This window comes from Staphylococcus sp. KUGN1 (assembly GCF_045984185.1).
In the GTDB taxonomy this organism is placed as follows: Bacteria; Bacillota; Bacilli; order Staphylococcales; family Staphylococcaceae; genus Staphylococcus; species Staphylococcus warneri_A.
Genome location: NZ_JBJQIL010000004.1, coordinates 1 through 16,221, shown reverse-complemented (window position 1 = coordinate 16,221; position 16,221 = coordinate 1). Strand labels below are relative to the sequence as shown.

The following is a 16,221-nucleotide window of genomic DNA, read 5'->3' as shown; positions in this document are numbered from 1 at the left end:
TGGAGTATACTATGTCTTATTATTTAGTGAAATTTGTTCATACAGATATGAAAGGCTGGCAACAGCACATACGTGATCATGCTATTTATTTATATCAGCTCGTTGAATCTGGTGACTTATTAGTATCAGGTCCAGTCGAAAATGAAGATAAAAGCAAATTGGAAGCGTATTTAGTACTCAAAGCAAATAATGAAGACCAATTAATGTCATTACTCAAAGCTGATCCGTTTTGGAAAGAAGGATTAGTGGCAGATTATACGATAGAACAATGGACACCTATGTTTGGTAAGCCAGAAAATATCGAGATAACTAGTCCTATAGAAGAAGATTAATTAATATAAATGGTGCTATGAAAGGAAAAATCATAGTACCATTTTTTTATTTAAAATAATTAACGATATATCGTTGACTTATTTCGATATATCGTTTAGTATATCGATATATCGAAAAAAGAAAGGTGATTAACATGTTTAATAGAAATAATAATCGTTTAAATAGAGGTATGAGACATTTTGAAGGATTTGACATGAATAGAGGCCAAGGTAGAGGGCCAGGTCAGTTTGGAGACTTTAGACAAATGAATGGTAGAGATAGATTCTTCAAAAAAGGAAACTTACAATTTGTAATTTTAGAAATGTTAAAAGAGGAACCAAGACATGGTTATCAAATTATTAAAGATTTAGAAGAAAAATTTAAAGGTTTTTATTCTCCAAGTCCAGGTTCAGTGTATCCTATTTTACAAATGTTAGAAGACAGAGATTTTGTCACAATCACTAAAGATGGCAATAAAAAAGTGTATTCAATTACAGAAGAAGGTCAACAATTTGTTGAAAAAAACAAAGAAAATAGTGATTTTTCAGAACGTATGGCACAATTTGAAAATGTAGACTTTGAAGAAATGAAACAATCACGCGAAAAATTACATGATTTATTCCATTTATTTATGAAAGCTTCAAAAGAATCTATGCAAGACAATGATAAAAAAGAACAGTTAGATAAGATTATAAAAGAAACAAAAGAGAAATTAGAACAATTATCTAAATAGAGATATAGTTGTCGTGTAGGAGGTCTTTTCAATGAAAAAACAAAGAATTGGAATTATAGGTGCAGGTCCAGGAGGATTAATGTTAGGTTTGCTACTTCAACAACAAGGACATGACGTTTCAATATATGAAAAAGCGAGTCCAGATTCAAATCAAAAAAGAGGGGGCTCTCTTGATATACATGAAGAAAGTGGCCAATTAGCATTGAAAGAAGCAGATATATTCGAACGATTCCAAGCATTAGCCCGTGTAGAAGGGGAAGATACACGTGTGCTAGGTAAAGATGGCACTGTTTATTTTGAAGAAATTGGTCAAGGAACAGGCGATCGTCCTGAAATTGATCGAGGTAAACTATGTGATATTATTATTGAAAAGCTTAAAGAAGATACGATTCAATATGGCTATACGTATCAATCTTTAACAGAATTAGATAATGGTAAAGTAACTTTACAATTTTTAGAAGATGAAGTGCAACAGTTCGACGTGGTTGTCGGTGCTGATGGTGCGTTCTCGAAAGTTAGAAATGATGTTGCACATGTAGATGTAACTTATAACGATATTTCAATGATTGAATTGAATATTGACGATGTTGTCAATAAACATCCAGACTTAGTTCAAATCAATAGTAATGGTAGCTTAGTCGCATTAGGAGATTATAAAGGTATATTAGGTCAGTTTACTGGTAATGGGCGTATAAAAGTATATGTTGCCTTCCGCATGCCAAGTGAAAAGCTTGATGATTACAAAGTGTTATCAGTAGGTGAGTTGAAAGAACAATTACTTGAAGATTTCTCTGATTGGGATGAAGATCTAAAAAAATATATCAAATATGCTAGCGATGACGTGATGTGTAGAAGAATTTATAAATTGCCTATTGGTTTCAAATGGGACAATCATCCACATATTACTTTAATTGGTGATGCAGCGCATGTCATGAGCCCATTTGCAGGTGAAGGTGTTAATATGGCGCTATATGATGCTTATTTACTAGCTAAATCTATAGAACGCAATGAAGATTTACAAACGGCATTGAAACAGTATGAAGAAGCAATGTATGAAAGTTCGGCACCAAGAGCACAAGAGTCACAAGATAACTTAGAATTAATGTTTAGTGAAAATAGTGCACAAAAATTTGGTGATTTTTTCAACCAAGCTTTTGATGAAGCATAAAAAATAAAAATGACATAAAGAAAGGTCGTGCAGGAAAACTGCACGACCTTTTTTAAATGTGGAAATTAGTTTTTATTAACTGATGCATCGTAGATTGAATCTACAGCGTCACCTAATGCTTTATCGAATTCTTCTTGAGATTGACTAGCTCTTAAGTCACTAGCTAATGCACGTGAGAAGCTTGCGATAAGTTCATCGTTATCTTTTAATAATTTGTTAGCTTCATCTCTGCTGTAACCACCAGAAAGTACTACAACACGTACAACATTTGGATGTTGAGCTAATTCTTTATATAAGTTAGGTTGAGTTGGGATAGTTAATTTAAGCATTACTAATTGATCACTGTCTAAGCTATCTAAACCTTTTTTAAGTTCATCTTTTAAGACATTTTCAATTTCAGCTTTATCTTTAGCATTGATATTTACTTCAGGTTCAATAATTGGTACTAAACCTTTAGCAATAATTTTTTTAGCGAATTCAAATTGTTGTTCAACAACATCTTTGATACCTTGTTCGTTTAATTCTAAAATGTTTGAACGCATTTTAGTACCAAAAATATGACGTTCATTAGCACGATCTAATGTTTCGTCTAAATCGTCAATTGGTTTCATTAATTGAACACCGTTTTGTTCCTCAGCTAAACCTTTATCAACTTTTAAGAAAGGAACAACGCCTTTATCAGCTAAATAGTCTCCAGTATATTTACCTTCAACTTCACGATCCATTGTTTGTTCGAAAAGAATTGCACCTAGGATTTTATCAGCTGAGAATGATGGTGAAGTCACCACGCGAGTACGCATGTCATGAACAAGTTTGAACATTTCATCGTCATTGCTATATTCATCTTCGTTAACACCATATTCTTTAAGTGCTTTAGGGGTACTACCGCCACTTTGGTCTAATGCAGCAATAAATCCTTTACCATTCTTCATTTTTTCTAATTGTTCTTTATTCATACTTTCCACTCCTTAACTTAACTTTCATCTACAGTATGATAAAAAATATTGTTATTCTCAAGCGATTCAACTTATAATTACCTAGAAAATTACACTATAATAGTATAAAGTCAAAAAATCGCCTTATAATGTGATGATTTGAAGGAGGATAACAATGTATAACAAAGTTCTAGTTATAGGTAGTCCAGGGAGCGGTAAATCTGCTTTAAGTACTCATTTGTCTAAATATATGAGCTTGCCTCTTTATCATTTGGATCAAATCAATTGGAAAGATGATAATCAGACGATAGAACAAGATGAATTGATTAACGAAATCAAAGATATCTTGATACAACAATATTGGATTATTGATGGTAATTATATAGACACATTAGAACTGAGAGTAAGTCATGCTGAAGTTGTTATTTGGTTACAAGAAAAAAGAGTGACGTGTATATGGAGAGTACTAAAACGGTATTTCCTACATGTCATTTGTAAGCAAACGATTGGAAAGAATCCTAAAACAATGAGTCTAGCATTTTTAAAATTTATCTGGGATTTTCCAAAGATTAATGACGAACAAATAAAGAAGTTACAACGTAAGTACCCTGAGAAATTATGGATTATCAAATAAAGAAATTAAATATATGTAATGTACATGCTATGTATGAAATATGATAATATATAATATAAGAAAAGATTTATGATTTTTAAAAATTTGTATCACTACTTAAATTATTTGTAAGAATCATTTTTCAATACATAAAAGGGGATTAAGGATGAAGCAAAAGAAAATCTGGATTACATTAGCAGCAAGTGCATTAATAATTACGGGGTGTAGTTCTGGCATGAGAAAGATGAATCAAAAGATAATAAAGCAGAACAAACGGCTAATCAAAGAAATAAAGTCGCTTATCCTAAAGATGGTGTGAAAGGTATCTACGTTACAAGTAATTCAACACAAGGTGATAAAATTGATCAATTAATCAAATATGTGAAAGATGCCAAATTAAATGCAATGGTTATCGATGTCAAAGATGACGAAGGTAATGTCACTATGAAATTTAATACTGGAAATAAATTGATCGACAAAAATTCTATGGATATTGCAGATGCTAAACCATTATTGAAAAAGTTAAAAGATAATGACATTTATCCTGTCGCAAGAATCGTTACATTTAAAGATACTAAACTAGCTAAAGAACATCCAGAATGGTCATATAAAGAGAAAGATGGTTCTGTATGGCAGAATGGTAAAGGGGATAGTTTTGTAAACCCATTTGTGAAAGATGTTTGGAAATATAATGTAAGTATTTCTAAAGAAGCAGCTAAAGCTGGTTTCCAAGACATTCAATATGACTATGTTAGATTCCCAGAAGGATTTGAAAATGAAGCTGATCAATTGGATTATGATAAAGGCGATTATAGAAATAGTAAATTAAGTAAAGGTGATCAGCGTGTAGATGCTGTTACAAGTTATTTAGAATATGCACGTAAAGAATTAAAACCATACAATGTGAAAATATCAGCGGATGTCTTTGGATATTCTGCATTAGTGAAAAATGCACCAGGAATCGGTCAAAGTTTCCCTAAAATTTCTAAAAACGTGGATGCAATTTCTTCTATGATTTATCCATCACATTGGAGTCCAGGAGATTTTGGATTAGAAGCACCAGATACTGAACCATATAAAACGATTAATCGATATATCCAAAAAGAAAATAGTATTTTAGATTCATTAGGTAAACAAAAACCAATTTCTCGTCCATGGATTCAAGACTTTACCGCTTCATATCTTGGAGAAGGAAAGTATAAAGAATATGATGCAAAAGCATTATCTGATCAAGTACAAGCGTTAAAAGATAATGGCGTTAACGAATTCTTATTATGGAATGCTGGCAATGACTATACAGAAGGTGCCAACTTCAATCCTGAAAAAGGAAAGAATCAAGATAAAGATTACCAAAAAGATAAAAAAGATGAATAGTTAATCAAAAAACACCTCTAATGCATGCAATGCACTAGAGGTGTTTCTTTCAATATCAATTAAAATAACATTTGGTCACTACCGAATGTGTCATTTAATGCTTGTTGAGCAAGTACGTTTAAGTAATTCCAAGGTCTGTCGTAGTAAGGTTGGAAGAAGAAGTCTTGTACTGCAAGTTGTTCTAAAGTATAACCAGCTGAAATCGCAATGGACATTGTGTTGATTGATTCAGTGATATTCTCTTTAGACATTAGCTGTGCGCCTAAAATTTTATGACTATCTTCATCATAAATTATTTTCATGTGTACAGGGATTTCATCTTGCATGAATTTTGGACGAATAAGTTCTTTGACATATTTTTGTCCTAAGTTTCCATCATAATTATCTTGTTCAGTACCATGAATGCCTGTTTGACCAAATTTATAATCAAACAATTGTAATCCAGAGGTACCAGAAACACGTGGCATTGTCTTATCATGGCCTAACATATTTTTAGCTGCTGTGACACCTTGTCGACGTGAATTGGTTGCTAAAGCAATATAGCGATCTTCTTCAACTGGTGCAAATGGGACAAGTGTTGCATCGCCACCAGCATAGACATCTTTAGCAGATGTTTGTTGATGATGATTAATAGTAATGACACCTTTTTTACCTAAATCTATTTTACCTTCTAACCAATCTGTTGCTGGTTGGACACCTACGGCAAATAGTACTGTATCTGCTTCATACTCATTTTTGTCTGTGATAACTTTAGTTACATTACCTTGTTCATCACCATTTAAGGATTGAACGGTTTCGTCACCAATAAATTCTAATCCATGTTCTTTAGCATTATCCTCAAGAATATCAGTAAATTCTTGATCTAAATACGTACTTAAAATACGATCCGCTACATCAATCACTTTCGTTTGAATACCGGCTTTAGCGAAGGCTTCTGCGGCTTCAATACCGATATAGCCACCACCCACGACAACTGCTTTTTTGGCGTTTGACATACGTGATTTTACTTGATCAGCCCAATCTCTGCCACGCATGAATAAAACATGGTTATATTGATCAATACCTTCAACTGGAGGAGTGACTGGTTTGCCTCCTGGACTTAAGAAGAGTTTGTCGTAATTTACTTGTTCAGTATTACCATTTTGATTAACTGTTATGACTTTTTGTTCAGTATCTATATCAGTAACGGTGCTATTAACATGAATATTAACGCCTTGATCTTTATATGATTGTTCATTCGCATAGTGTAATGAATCGAGAGATGGTGATACATCTTCTAAGTAACTTTGTATACCACAAGATAGGAAAGAAGGTTTGTCACCACTTTCATATACATGTATATCGGCACCTTTGTCTTCTTTAAGTAATGTTTGGATGACCTCATATCCAGCATGAGATGTACCAACAATGATGTATTTCATTTTATTACCTCCTATTAGAATTTTATACATATGAAAACAATTTATTTTCGTTCACAAATTATATTTACCACTATATTTATTTTTTATTCAGAGAAAGGACTGTTTTGAGCAATGTTCAAAAATTTGTCATGATTAACAGTTTTGAAAACATAAAAAGAGGTCGTGACAAAAGCGTTTAGGATTTGAGCAGAACCGAACAATGATAAAGAACTACTTCCTTATTCATAGGTTAGTAGTTCTTACAAACTCAATAGTTGAGTTTGTTCATTTGAATTGTTTTCCAAATTTTGTCGAATCGTGAACATTTGCCCAACTTGCATTATTTGCAGAAATTGGAATACCAATTTCTCTATGTTGGGTCCCTTCTGCCGATAATCCTACTTTTGGAACGCCGTTAATCGGTTTCCCAAAGTACAAAGCTTTATATCTCAACCTCTTTTTTAAATATATGAATTATGAAATTTTTCTTAATGGTCTTTGGCTAATGAAAGCTGTGCCTGCTACTAGAGATAGCACTGCTAATGCATCGGTAGGTATTGTGTCATCCTTACCTGACTCTGGTAATTCGTTAGATTTCACTTTACCAACATAATACGCATTTAACTCTTTAGTGCTATCTACTGAGGCATTTTCTTGTTGGCTTTCGTGATTTTCTTCATAGTTTTTGGCGCTGATACCTTGGCCTGTATAGTTATCTGATGAATTCAAAGAACTAAAATCTCCGAAATTACCACTTTTATATTGAACTTCTCCATTTTTATATACTTTATACGCACCAACACCGGCACCAGATTTATTATTAATATTAATGATAAAATAGGAACCTTTATCTTTGACGTCGTTGAAATTTTGTAAGTCGGGATTACCGCTGCTATTTTTCATAGCTTGTTGTGCAACATTGATGGCATTGTCTGCAGTGACTTCTTCAGCTTTTGCCTCACTTGCGAAAGATACTGAAAATAAAACAGTGCTAGCTAAAACAGTTGTTGCTATTATAGAGCGTTTCTTCACAATGAAAACCCCATTTCCAATTAGAGAATGATTTAATTTCGTTTACATTAATAGTGTACCACCATTTTTTTCTGAATAAGCCTTTTTAAAAGAATCAATACTCAAACTTAAAGCTAATTTAAAGAAATTAATAAATGATTTAGAAATGGGTATCAAAAGTTATAAACAAACCAAATAGTTTAGAAGGTCCACAATTTATTTATTTACAATTAATGTGTAATTAGATATATGTTTTTGAAATAAGGTAGTTTATAATAAATTTATAATGTAATGTATATACAAAAAATAAATAAAGGGGATTCTTTAATGAAAAAATTAGCTGGGACAATACTAACAGCATCTATAGTATTAGCAGGTTGTGGGTTTGGGAATAATGACAAAGGAAGTTCTAAAGTCTCTGATGATTCAACAAGTAAGAGTCATCAAAGCAGTGATAATAAAGGTGATCAATCATCACAATCGAATCAAAGTTCAAGTCAATCATCTTCAAAAAGTTCAAAAACACAACAAGAAAATACCAATACGCAAGATTATTATGCTAAAGTTTGGCTTACTGTATTTAAAGACTACCGTGGAAGCGGTGAAGTAGAGAACCATATATCAAATATGTCTCATACTGATGTTAGTGGTGAAGCAATTAACCCATACAATAAAGAGGCATCAGAAAAATATCCAGATGGCGTTCAAATTATAAATGGTACACCAACTGCTGCTGGGCACGTTATATATAAAAATAATGGGGATGGCACAATAACGACTTATGGTACGCCATCTCATTTCCAAGACCGTCGTTGGATGGAAGATGATTATACAAAATCTGAAACAAAACGTATTTTAGATAATGCTAATACGATTAAGTTATATGATGCGAGTCAAGATGAAATTGATAAAGTTAAAGGTTACTTTAATGAATCAGATACCGTAGCCGCGACTGATGATGATGTATCAAGCGATTCATCTGACGATTCAGATGATGACACGTCTTCAGATTCTAGTGATACAACAGTGACTCGTGATAATGTTATTGATAAAGTTGAAGACTATGAAGGTCATCAATTGGATACATCAACATATACGTATAAAGAACCTGAGAAAAATAGCGATGGAGAATGGGGATTCTCATTCACAGATAAAGACGGTAACTTAGCAGGTTCTTATATTATTGATGAAGATGGAAATGTAACGAAATACGATGAAAATGGTGACGAAGAATAATCATCATTCAATTAGCGATAGGCTAGGACATAAATATATACCTCAAGTTACATTGATATTTAGGCCGTAGTTGACTGTAAAGTCATTCTTTTTCTTTAGAAATTAGTATCTCTTATGCATGAGTTTCACTCATGTATTTCTATATTTAAAGTACACATTAGCTGTGGCTAATGCGTAAGAACCACTACATAATCAATGATTAGTGGTTCTTTATTATTTCTGTCCCACTCCATTGTTTTATAAATGTAATTTTGAAATAGCAAAGTTACAGAAATACATGAATACTACAAAGATCATATGTGCAATGAGCCACCAAATCCATTCCGTCGCATTAAATACAAAGAATGATCTTTGAGCGATGGCAATGAGGAAAGGATACATACCAATAAATATCACTAGTAAAGGTAGATAGGCTAAGTGATAGAGTAGTTTTGATATATTGTAAAGTACCATGAAGATGAGATAAATCATCAAACCTATAGACAGATGTATGATGACTTCCATCCATGTTGGTACAAGTTTAGGGTTAACTAAAAAATCTATATTTAATAATAGCTGTGTTAGATGAGTATGCTGTATGAGAACATCTAAAATCATAGTACTGAGTAATAATACAAAGGATGAAGCAACGGCACTTAAAAAGTGGTAAGTCAGTCTTAGAATAATACCCCTCCTAGTCCACGTTTGATGTATATTTTATTCCCTAATACGGATAACATATACATACAAAAAAGATATCTATTTTATTTAGTTAGAATTTTCGGAAAATATTTACAAATCTGAAAATTATTAGTATATTGAGTACTATCATCAAATCGAAATCATTTTATAACTGAAGCATTTGAATCATCTTTTTAATCGTCAGTAATGAAGTGAAGTTTAATTAAGGAAGGATGATTTGATCATGAGTAAAGCACAAGACTTAATAAAAGAAGATGAGCAATATTTTGCTAAATCTGGCAGAATCAAATATTATCCTTTAGCCATCGATCATGGGTACGGTGCAACGCTAGTAGATGTTGATGGAAAAGAGTACATCGACTTATTAGCCAGTGCAAGTTCACAAAACGTGGGCCATGCGCCTAAAAAAGTCACCGAAGCGATTAAAAAGCAAGTTGATAAGTTTGTCCACTATACGCCAGCGTATATGTACCATGAGCCGCTAATTCGTTTGTCTAAAAAGTTATGCGATATATCACCCGGGGATTATGAAAAAAGAGTGACATATGGTTTGAGTGGTTCAGATGCCAATGATGGTATTATCAAGTTTGCTCGTGCATATACAGGACGACCTTATATCATCAGTTTTACAAATGCGTATCATGGTTCAACATTTGGTTCGCTTTCTATGTCGGCAATTAGCTTGAATATGAGAAAGAAATATGGTCCGCTTTTGAATGGCTTTTATCACATACCTTTTCCTGACAATTATAGAGGTTTATTTGAACAACCTACTCCGAATACTGTAGATGAATATTTAGCGCCACTTAAAGAAATGTTTAATAAATATGTTCCGGCTGACGAAGTAGCATGTATTGTATTAGAAACGATACAAGGGGATGGTGGTCTATTAGAACCTGTGCCAGGCTACTTTGAAGCTTTACAAAGTATTTGTAGAGAACATGGCATTCTAATTGCGGTTGATGATATTCAACAAGGATTAGGACGTACTGGGAAATGGAGTTCAGTAGAGCACTTCAACTTTACACCAGATTTAATTACGTTTGGTAAGTCACTTGCCGGAGGATTGCCTATGTCAGCCATAGTTGGTCGTAAAGAAATCATGGAGACGTTAGAAGCACCGGCACATCTATTTACTACTGGTGCGAATCCAGTTAGTTGTGAAGCGGCCTTAGCTACACTTGAGATGATTGAGGAAGAACAGTTACTTGAAGCAAGTCTAGAAAAAGGTGACTATGTACGTCAAACAATGGATAGATGGATTACTGATTATGAATGTATTGGAGATGTCCGTGGTAAAGGATTATCAATTGGTATCGATATAGTATCTGATCCAATTCAAAAGACGCGTGACCCTGAAGCGGCATTAAAAATTTGTAATTATTGTTTTGATAAAGGTGTAGTTATCATAGCAGTAGCAGGGAATGTGTTAAGATTTCAACCGCCACTAGTTATCTCATACGACCAGTTAGATTATGCATTATCGACACTTGAGAAAGCGATACAAGCGTTAAATCGAGGAGATTTAGACCAATATGAAATAGAAGGTCAAGGTTGGTAAAAGGAGTTTAGGCTATAAATAAAAGAGCGATTCCACACATGATAATCATTGTGGAATCGCTCTTTTAATGTTTTGATTAAGATTTTTTAGGAGATTTGTAGGCATCATCACGATCTTTTTTAGAATGTCTCATGCCATAAAGTAAATAGATAAATATACCTATAATAAACCAAATCAGTGTATATAATTTTGCTTCAAAACTTAACCCCCAGAATACTAATAGAACTAGTATGAAAGTGATTGCGGGTAATACTGGGTATAAAGGCAATTTGAAAGATGGTATTGGTAAGTCTTTACCTTCACGCTTTCTAAGTTGATACATTGCTAATGAAACAAACATAAATGCAACTAATGTTCCTGCTGAAATTAATTGAGCTAAGAAAGCAAATGGGAACATTGATCCGATTAAGACTCCAATTACTGTTAAAATAACTAATGCTCTATTTGGTAAATGTTTGTTATTTAATTTACCTAGCCAAGAAGGTAATAAACCGTCACGACCAAATGAGTATAATAGTCTTGATCCAGCAAGTATCATACCAATTAAAGCAGTAAACATACCAATGACTGAGATAGCTTGCACAACTGCGGCAACAATACCGTGACCACTTTCACGTAATGCCCAACCTACTGGTTCAGCGTTGTCCGCATATTGACTGTAATGGAACATACCTACTAATATTAAAGCAACTGCAACAAATAGTATAATAGCGACTAATAATGATCCTAAAATTCCTCTTGGCATTGTTTTTTGAGGGTTAATCGCTTCAGCAGAGTTGGCAGCGATAGAGTCAAATCCAATATATGCTAAGAAAATCATAGATACACCAGCATAAATACCTTGCCAGCCACCAAAATCACCTGCATCAGTAACCTTGTGTTCTGGAATAAATGGTACATAGTTGCTAAAGTTGATAGCAGTTAGTCCTACAATGACGAATAAGATAATTGCTAACACCTTTAAAATAACTAAAATATTTTCCATACGTGCAGCTTCACTCATACCACGTGATAATAGTAAAGCAGTTAAGATAATAACTATGGCTGCAACAATATCAATCACGCCACCATCACTACCAAATGGATTGGATAATGCTTTTGGTAATTCAATACCTAAGGGTTTGACTAAACCTCGTAAGTTAGCAGAAAAGCCAGAAGCCACAAAGGCGACAGCAATGAAGTATTCGGCTAGGAGCGCCCAACCGGCAACCCAACCAAAAAATTCACCAAATAGTACGTTAATCCAAGAATAAGCAGAACCTGCAAATGGCATAGTAGAAGCCATTTCAGCATATGTAAAGGCAACTAATCCTGCTACAATGGCTGCAAGTAAGAATGATAATGCAACCGCTGGTCCAGCATGCTCAGCTGCTACAACACCAGGTAAAGTAAATATAGACGTAGAAACAATAGTACCTACACCTAATGCAAGAAAATCACGAACACGTAATGTTCTTTTTAAATGACCATCTTTGCTTTGATAGATGGATGGATCTTCTTTTTGTGTTAATCGTTTAAAAAAACTAGACATAATAAACCTCCGTATATCAATGAGTTATATTTAACTGTCATTTTAATAATTTATATCATAGCATAAAAAACACATATTTTGTCTAAAAATTCTGAAAAATCAAAACTTTCTTGTTCACTTCTATTATACGTGACATCAATTCGCATTATGTTATATGTCTACAAAATGGCAGTAGCTATCTAAATTGTATATTAATGTATTACAATTAGAGCTATCCTTGCCGAGGTGACACAATGAAATAAAGTGATTAGTTATTTCTGTTTCACGCTCAAATTTAAAAGGATAAACTTGATTATAACAGAAAATAACGGGATAAGAAGTATTTTTTTATAAATGTGAACGATATTTTAGCTTTTTACAACATATTCTATAGAATAAAGGTATATGAAACTTATCAATGAACGATATGTGTCATATTACTATTATAAAAACGTTGAGGCGATAACGATGGCTTTAGAAAAATTTATGAGAAGAAATATATATCAGAGTAAAGAAATGGCTATACTCTTAACCTTTGTTGGTGGATATATTGATGCTTACACCTTTTTAAGTCGTGGAGGTACACTAGCAGCAGGTCAAACAGGAAACATTATTTTTCTTGCTTCAGAGTTGTCACATAGAGATTTAAGAGGCGGTATGTTGAAGGTTGCTTCGGTTGTCTCCTTTATGATTGGCGTAATGTTTGTATCTTTAATTCATCATCAATTGGCAACACGGTATTGGAGATTAGTCTCATTAATACCTATTACATTAAGTTGCCTCGTTGTAGGATTTTTGCCAATGAGTATACCTAATTTGTATATTTTACCACCATTAGCATTCGGTATGGCAATGCTAACAACTTCATTTAGTAAAATAGAAGGTGAAGGTTATAATAATACCTTTTCAACTGGGAACCTTAAAAATGGTGTGATAGCGTTGAGTGAATATATATTAAATGGTGATACCGCCCAATTGAGAAAGGCTAAACTTTACATTAGAATAGTATTAAGTTTTATTATTGGAGCTATTATTTCAGCAGAAGTTCAAAAATATATAGGCACCTATGCCATATTAGTTGCAGCAATGATTCTAGTATTAATATTTATCTTTTATAGTATATTAATTTATAGAAGAGAGCATACAGTGGAATAACTTTCAAAAATCAAATTAAGAGGTTAGTGCTATGGAAATAAAACAGATAAAATATTTTGTTGAAACTGTTCGACGCGGTGGTATGACGCAAGCATCTGAACATTTATATATTGCACAGTCAACAATTAGTAAAGCAATCAAAAGTATAGAAAATGAATATGATATTACATTATTTGATCGTTCACAAAAGCAAATTAAACTGACAGACATCGGTCAGACATTTTACGACAATAGCTTAGAGTTTTTAGCATTGTTTGAGAAACTATCATTAGAAATGAATGATGTGATGAATGTTCAAAAAGGCCATATTAGAATAGCGCTATCACCGATGATGAATGTTCAATTATTTACAGATAGTTTAAATCAATTTCACCAACTATATCCGAAAGTTACCTATGAAGTAATGGAAGGTGGAGGTAAAATAGTAGAAAACCTCACAGAAACAGATGAAGTGGATATAGGTATTACGACTTTACCTGTTGATGCAACTTTATTTCATTCGGTTCCATTATATAATGAAGAGTTACTACTCGTTGTGAGTAAAGACCATGCATTGGCACAACAAGAAAAAGTGGATTTAGCCGAACTTAAAGAAGAAGAGTTTGTGCTATTTCATGATGATTATTACTTAAAAGATCAAATTATCGAGAACTGTAAACGATTAGGCTTTTATCCGAAAACTGTAGCTAATATCTCCCAAATTAGTTTTATAGCGAATATGATTAGTCAAGGTATTGGTATTAGTGTCGTACCAGAAAGTTTAGTACATTTAATGGGAGATAATGTGAAAGCATTGAAACTCGAAAATGCAGAGTTATCATGGCATTTAGGTTTAATCTGGAGGAGAGATGCATATCTTAATTTTGTGACACGCGAATGGATACAATTTATAAGGGACTTAAGAGAGAAGTAGTAATTCTTTAATACAAATAAATACGTGAATTGAAAAATACTTTGGTGTCAGTCATTGTACATCAAAGTATTTTTTATTACTTTTTTCTATATATAATGTATTCCTTTTAGGAATGTTATTAATCGAAAATATGTATTTTATTAATACTTCAAGAGGGACTATAATGAATGATGTAAGGCACATAAAACCAACAAATGGTGACGTTAACATCATTCACCCCCTTGAATGTTTACACATAAAATTTAATAAAGTATATTTAAAATGAAGTCGGATTTAATTGTAATTTATTATAAATGAATGAGATAAAAAGGTAAACTTTAATCTTTATCTCTTCAAAGTGAAGGAGTTTTTCATTATGAAAAAATTTGGTAAAAAAGTTGTTTTAGTTGGGGATGGCTCAGTAGGCTCTAGTTATGCTTTTGCAATGGTCACACAAGGTATTGCAGATGAATTTGTAATTATTGATATTGCTAAAGACAAAGTGAATGCGGACGTTCAAGACTTAAACCACGGGGCACTTCACAGTGATTCACCAGTTATTGTTAAAGCTGGAGAATATAGCGATTGTAAAGATGCTGATTTAGTTGTTATTACTGCTGGAGCACCACAAAAACCAGGTGAAACACGTTTACAATTAGTAGAGAAAAACACAAAAATTATGCACAGCATTGTGACAAGCATTATGGATAGTGGCTTTGATGGTTACTTCTTAATTGCGGCAAATCCTGTGGATATTCTAACACGCTATGTCAAAGAATTAACTGGCTTACCAGCGGAACGTGTTATCGGTTCAGGTACAGTATTAGACTCTGCAAGACTTAGATATTTAATCAGTAACGAGTTAAATGTAGCGCCTGCAAGCGTTCATGCTGCTATTATAGGTGAACACGGTGACTCTGAATTAGCGGTATGGTCTAAAGCGAATATTGCTGGTATTTCAGTATTCGATACGCTTAAAGAACAAACTGGTAGTGAAGCTAAAGCACAAGAAATTTATGAAAAAACTAGAGACGCTGCATATGAAATTATTCAAGCTAAAGGTTCAACATACTACGGTATTGCTTTAGCCTTATTAAGAATTTCAAAAGCCTTATTAAACAACGAAAACACTATTTTAACAGTTTCTTCACAATTAAATGGAGAGTATGGATTTAAAGATGTATACATTGGTGTACCAACATTAATTAACGAAAATGGTGCAAGTAAAATTTATGAAACACCATTAAGCGATCACGAAAAAGAATTGTTTAAACAATCTGTTGAGGCATTAGAAGCTTCATATGATTCAGTGAAACATCTTTTAGAACAATAAAACATGAATGATCCATCTTTAATGTATAAATGAGCAACGGGGAATTGATTTCACACTGATGTTATCGTAAAGATAAAATAAAATGTGAGCATTGGAAGGAAATGAATATAATGGCAGACAAAAAATATACTGCAGCTGATATGGTCATAGACACATTAAAAAATAATGGAGTAGAATACGTATTTGGTATTCCAGGTGCAAAAATTGACTATTTATTTAACGCACTTGAAGACGATGGACCTGAACTTATTGTTACGCGTCACGAGCAAAACGCAGCAATGATGGCCCAAGGTATAGGACGACTAAC

17 protein-coding genes are annotated in these 16,221 nt (G+C 33.1%); 11 read left to right on the top strand and 6 right to left on the bottom strand.

From position 1 onward, the window contains the following. Positions 1-11 precede the first annotated feature (11 nt). The 3 genes from ACJQQZ_RS09760 to ACJQQZ_RS09750 all read left to right on the top strand — a co-directional run bounded on the left by ACJQQZ_RS09760 (position 12) and on the right by ACJQQZ_RS09750 (position 2,213). On the top strand, positions 12-332 hold the full coding sequence (locus tag ACJQQZ_RS09760; RefSeq protein WP_047211194.1) for a YciI family protein: 321 nt from the start codon (positions 12-14) through the stop codon (positions 330-332). A gap of 134 nt (positions 333-466) precedes the next feature. After that, complete coding sequence (locus ACJQQZ_RS09755; protein WP_145506333.1) at positions 467-1,045, top strand: PadR family transcriptional regulator; 579 nt, start codon at positions 467-469, stop codon at positions 1,043-1,045. 31 nt (positions 1,046-1,076) lie between these two features. Next, positions 1,077-2,213 (top strand): FAD-dependent oxidoreductase, encoded by a 1,137-nt coding sequence (locus tag ACJQQZ_RS09750; protein WP_145506330.1) that lies wholly within the window; start codon positions 1,077-1,079, stop codon positions 2,211-2,213. Between the two features lie 65 nt (positions 2,214-2,278). Here the strand turns inward: ACJQQZ_RS09750 and ACJQQZ_RS09745 are convergent, their stop codons facing one another. Next, entirely contained in the window at positions 2,279-3,169 is an 891-nt protein-coding gene (locus ACJQQZ_RS09745) for a fructose bisphosphate aldolase (RefSeq protein ID WP_002451238.1), read from the bottom strand. A gap of 154 nt (positions 3,170-3,323) precedes the next feature. On the opposite strand from ACJQQZ_RS09745, the gene ACJQQZ_RS09740 reads away from it, so the two are divergent. Both ACJQQZ_RS09740 and ACJQQZ_RS09735 read left to right on the top strand, forming a co-directional pair. Beyond that, positions 3,324-3,782: a P-loop NTPase family protein gene (locus tag ACJQQZ_RS09740; protein WP_145506327.1), complete on the top strand. Its 459-nt coding sequence runs from the start codon at positions 3,324-3,326 to the stop codon at positions 3,780-3,782. A 294-nt stretch (positions 3,783-4,076) separates the two neighbouring features. Next, complete coding sequence (locus ACJQQZ_RS09735) at positions 4,077-5,135, top strand: putative glycoside hydrolase (protein WP_408023126.1); 1,059 nt, start codon at positions 4,077-4,079, stop codon at positions 5,133-5,135. Positions 5,136-5,194: 59 nt separating this feature from the next. Here ACJQQZ_RS09735 and ACJQQZ_RS09730 read toward each other — a convergent pair whose 3' ends face one another. The 3 genes from ACJQQZ_RS09730 to ACJQQZ_RS09720 form a co-directional block, all read right to left on the bottom strand. Continuing rightward, positions 5,195-6,556, bottom strand: a complete 1,362-nt coding sequence (locus ACJQQZ_RS09730) for an FAD-dependent oxidoreductase (RefSeq protein ID WP_145506324.1) — start codon at positions 6,554-6,556, stop codon at positions 5,195-5,197. A 264-nt stretch (positions 6,557-6,820) separates the two neighbouring features. Continuing rightward, on the bottom strand, positions 6,821-6,988 hold the full coding sequence (locus tag ACJQQZ_RS09725) for a hypothetical protein (protein ID WP_158256386.1): 168 nt from the start codon (positions 6,986-6,988) through the stop codon (positions 6,821-6,823). 21 nt (positions 6,989-7,009) lie between these two features. Further along, entirely contained in the window at positions 7,010-7,567 is a 558-nt protein-coding gene (locus ACJQQZ_RS09720; RefSeq protein ID WP_145506321.1) for a cell surface protein, read from the bottom strand. Between the two features lie 306 nt (positions 7,568-7,873). On the opposite strand from ACJQQZ_RS09720, the gene ACJQQZ_RS09715 reads away from it, so the two are divergent. Continuing rightward, a complete protein-coding gene (locus tag ACJQQZ_RS09715; protein WP_124228135.1) occupies positions 7,874-8,782 on the top strand; it encodes a hypothetical protein in 909 nt (302 codons plus the stop codon). Between the two features lie 237 nt (positions 8,783-9,019). On the opposite strand, the gene ACJQQZ_RS09710 is transcribed toward ACJQQZ_RS09715, so the two are convergent. Next, positions 9,020-9,448, bottom strand: coding sequence for a hypothetical protein (locus ACJQQZ_RS09710; protein ID WP_242244656.1), 429 nt, complete (start codon positions 9,446-9,448; stop codon positions 9,020-9,022). 238 nt (positions 9,449-9,686) lie between these two features. Between ACJQQZ_RS09710 and ACJQQZ_RS09705 the strand changes: the two genes are divergently transcribed. Then, complete coding sequence (locus tag ACJQQZ_RS09705; protein WP_049423295.1) at positions 9,687-11,024, top strand: aspartate aminotransferase family protein; 1,338 nt, start codon at positions 9,687-9,689, stop codon at positions 11,022-11,024. A 76-nt stretch (positions 11,025-11,100) separates the two neighbouring features. Here ACJQQZ_RS09705 and ACJQQZ_RS09700 read toward each other — a convergent pair whose 3' ends face one another. Next, positions 11,101-12,555, bottom strand: coding sequence for an APC family permease (locus tag ACJQQZ_RS09700; protein WP_124228138.1), 1,455 nt, complete (start codon positions 12,553-12,555; stop codon positions 11,101-11,103). A 447-nt stretch (positions 12,556-13,002) separates the two neighbouring features. Here ACJQQZ_RS09700 and ACJQQZ_RS09695 point away from each other — a divergent pair, with 447 nt between their 5' ends. From ACJQQZ_RS09695 to ACJQQZ_RS09680, 4 genes are all read left to right on the top strand, one after another. Next, on the top strand, positions 13,003-13,689 hold the full coding sequence (locus tag ACJQQZ_RS09695) for a YoaK family protein (protein ID WP_002450461.1): 687 nt from the start codon (positions 13,003-13,005) through the stop codon (positions 13,687-13,689). Positions 13,690-13,720: 31 nt separating this feature from the next. Next, complete coding sequence (cidR, locus tag ACJQQZ_RS09690) at positions 13,721-14,602, top strand: cidABC operon transcriptional activator CidR (RefSeq protein ID WP_002450462.1); 882 nt, start codon at positions 13,721-13,723, stop codon at positions 14,600-14,602. Positions 14,603-14,957: 355 nt separating this feature from the next. Next, entirely contained in the window at positions 14,958-15,914 is a 957-nt protein-coding gene (locus tag ACJQQZ_RS09685; RefSeq protein WP_049423292.1) for an L-lactate dehydrogenase, read from the top strand. 110 nt (positions 15,915-16,024) lie between these two features. Beyond that, positions 16,025-16,221, top strand: a 197-nt coding sequence (locus ACJQQZ_RS09680; protein WP_269667927.1) for a thiamine pyrophosphate-binding protein, incomplete at its 3' end; no start/stop codon positions are given.

Coding starts and splice junctions, on each gene's coding strand:
- ACJQQZ_RS09760 (WP_047211194.1), top strand. CDS start 12: ATGTCTTATTATTTAGTGAAATTTGTTCATACAGATATGAAAGGCTGG.
- ACJQQZ_RS09755 (WP_145506333.1), top strand. CDS start 467: ATGTTTAATAGAAATAATAATCGTTTAAATAGAGGTATGAGACATTTT.
- ACJQQZ_RS09750 (WP_145506330.1), top strand. CDS start 1,077: ATGAAAAAACAAAGAATTGGAATTATAGGTGCAGGTCCAGGAGGATTA.
- ACJQQZ_RS09745 (WP_002451238.1), bottom strand. CDS start 3,169: ATGAATAAAGAACAATTAGAAAAAATGAAGAATGGTAAAGGATTTATT.
- ACJQQZ_RS09740 (WP_145506327.1), top strand. CDS start 3,324: ATGTATAACAAAGTTCTAGTTATAGGTAGTCCAGGGAGCGGTAAATCT.
- ACJQQZ_RS09730 (WP_145506324.1), bottom strand. CDS start 6,556: ATGAAATACATCATTGTTGGTACATCTCATGCTGGATATGAGGTCATC.
- ACJQQZ_RS09715 (WP_124228135.1), top strand. CDS start 7,874: ATGAAAAAATTAGCTGGGACAATACTAACAGCATCTATAGTATTAGCA.
- ACJQQZ_RS09705 (WP_049423295.1), top strand. CDS start 9,687: ATGAGTAAAGCACAAGACTTAATAAAAGAAGATGAGCAATATTTTGCT.
- ACJQQZ_RS09700 (WP_124228138.1), bottom strand. CDS start 12,555: ATGTCTAGTTTTTTTAAACGATTAACACAAAAAGAAGATCCATCCATC.
- ACJQQZ_RS09695 (WP_002450461.1), top strand. CDS start 13,003: ATGGCTTTAGAAAAATTTATGAGAAGAAATATATATCAGAGTAAAGAA.
- cidR (WP_002450462.1), top strand. CDS start 13,721: ATGGAAATAAAACAGATAAAATATTTTGTTGAAACTGTTCGACGCGGT.
- ACJQQZ_RS09685 (WP_049423292.1), top strand. CDS start 14,958: ATGAAAAAATTTGGTAAAAAAGTTGTTTTAGTTGGGGATGGCTCAGTA.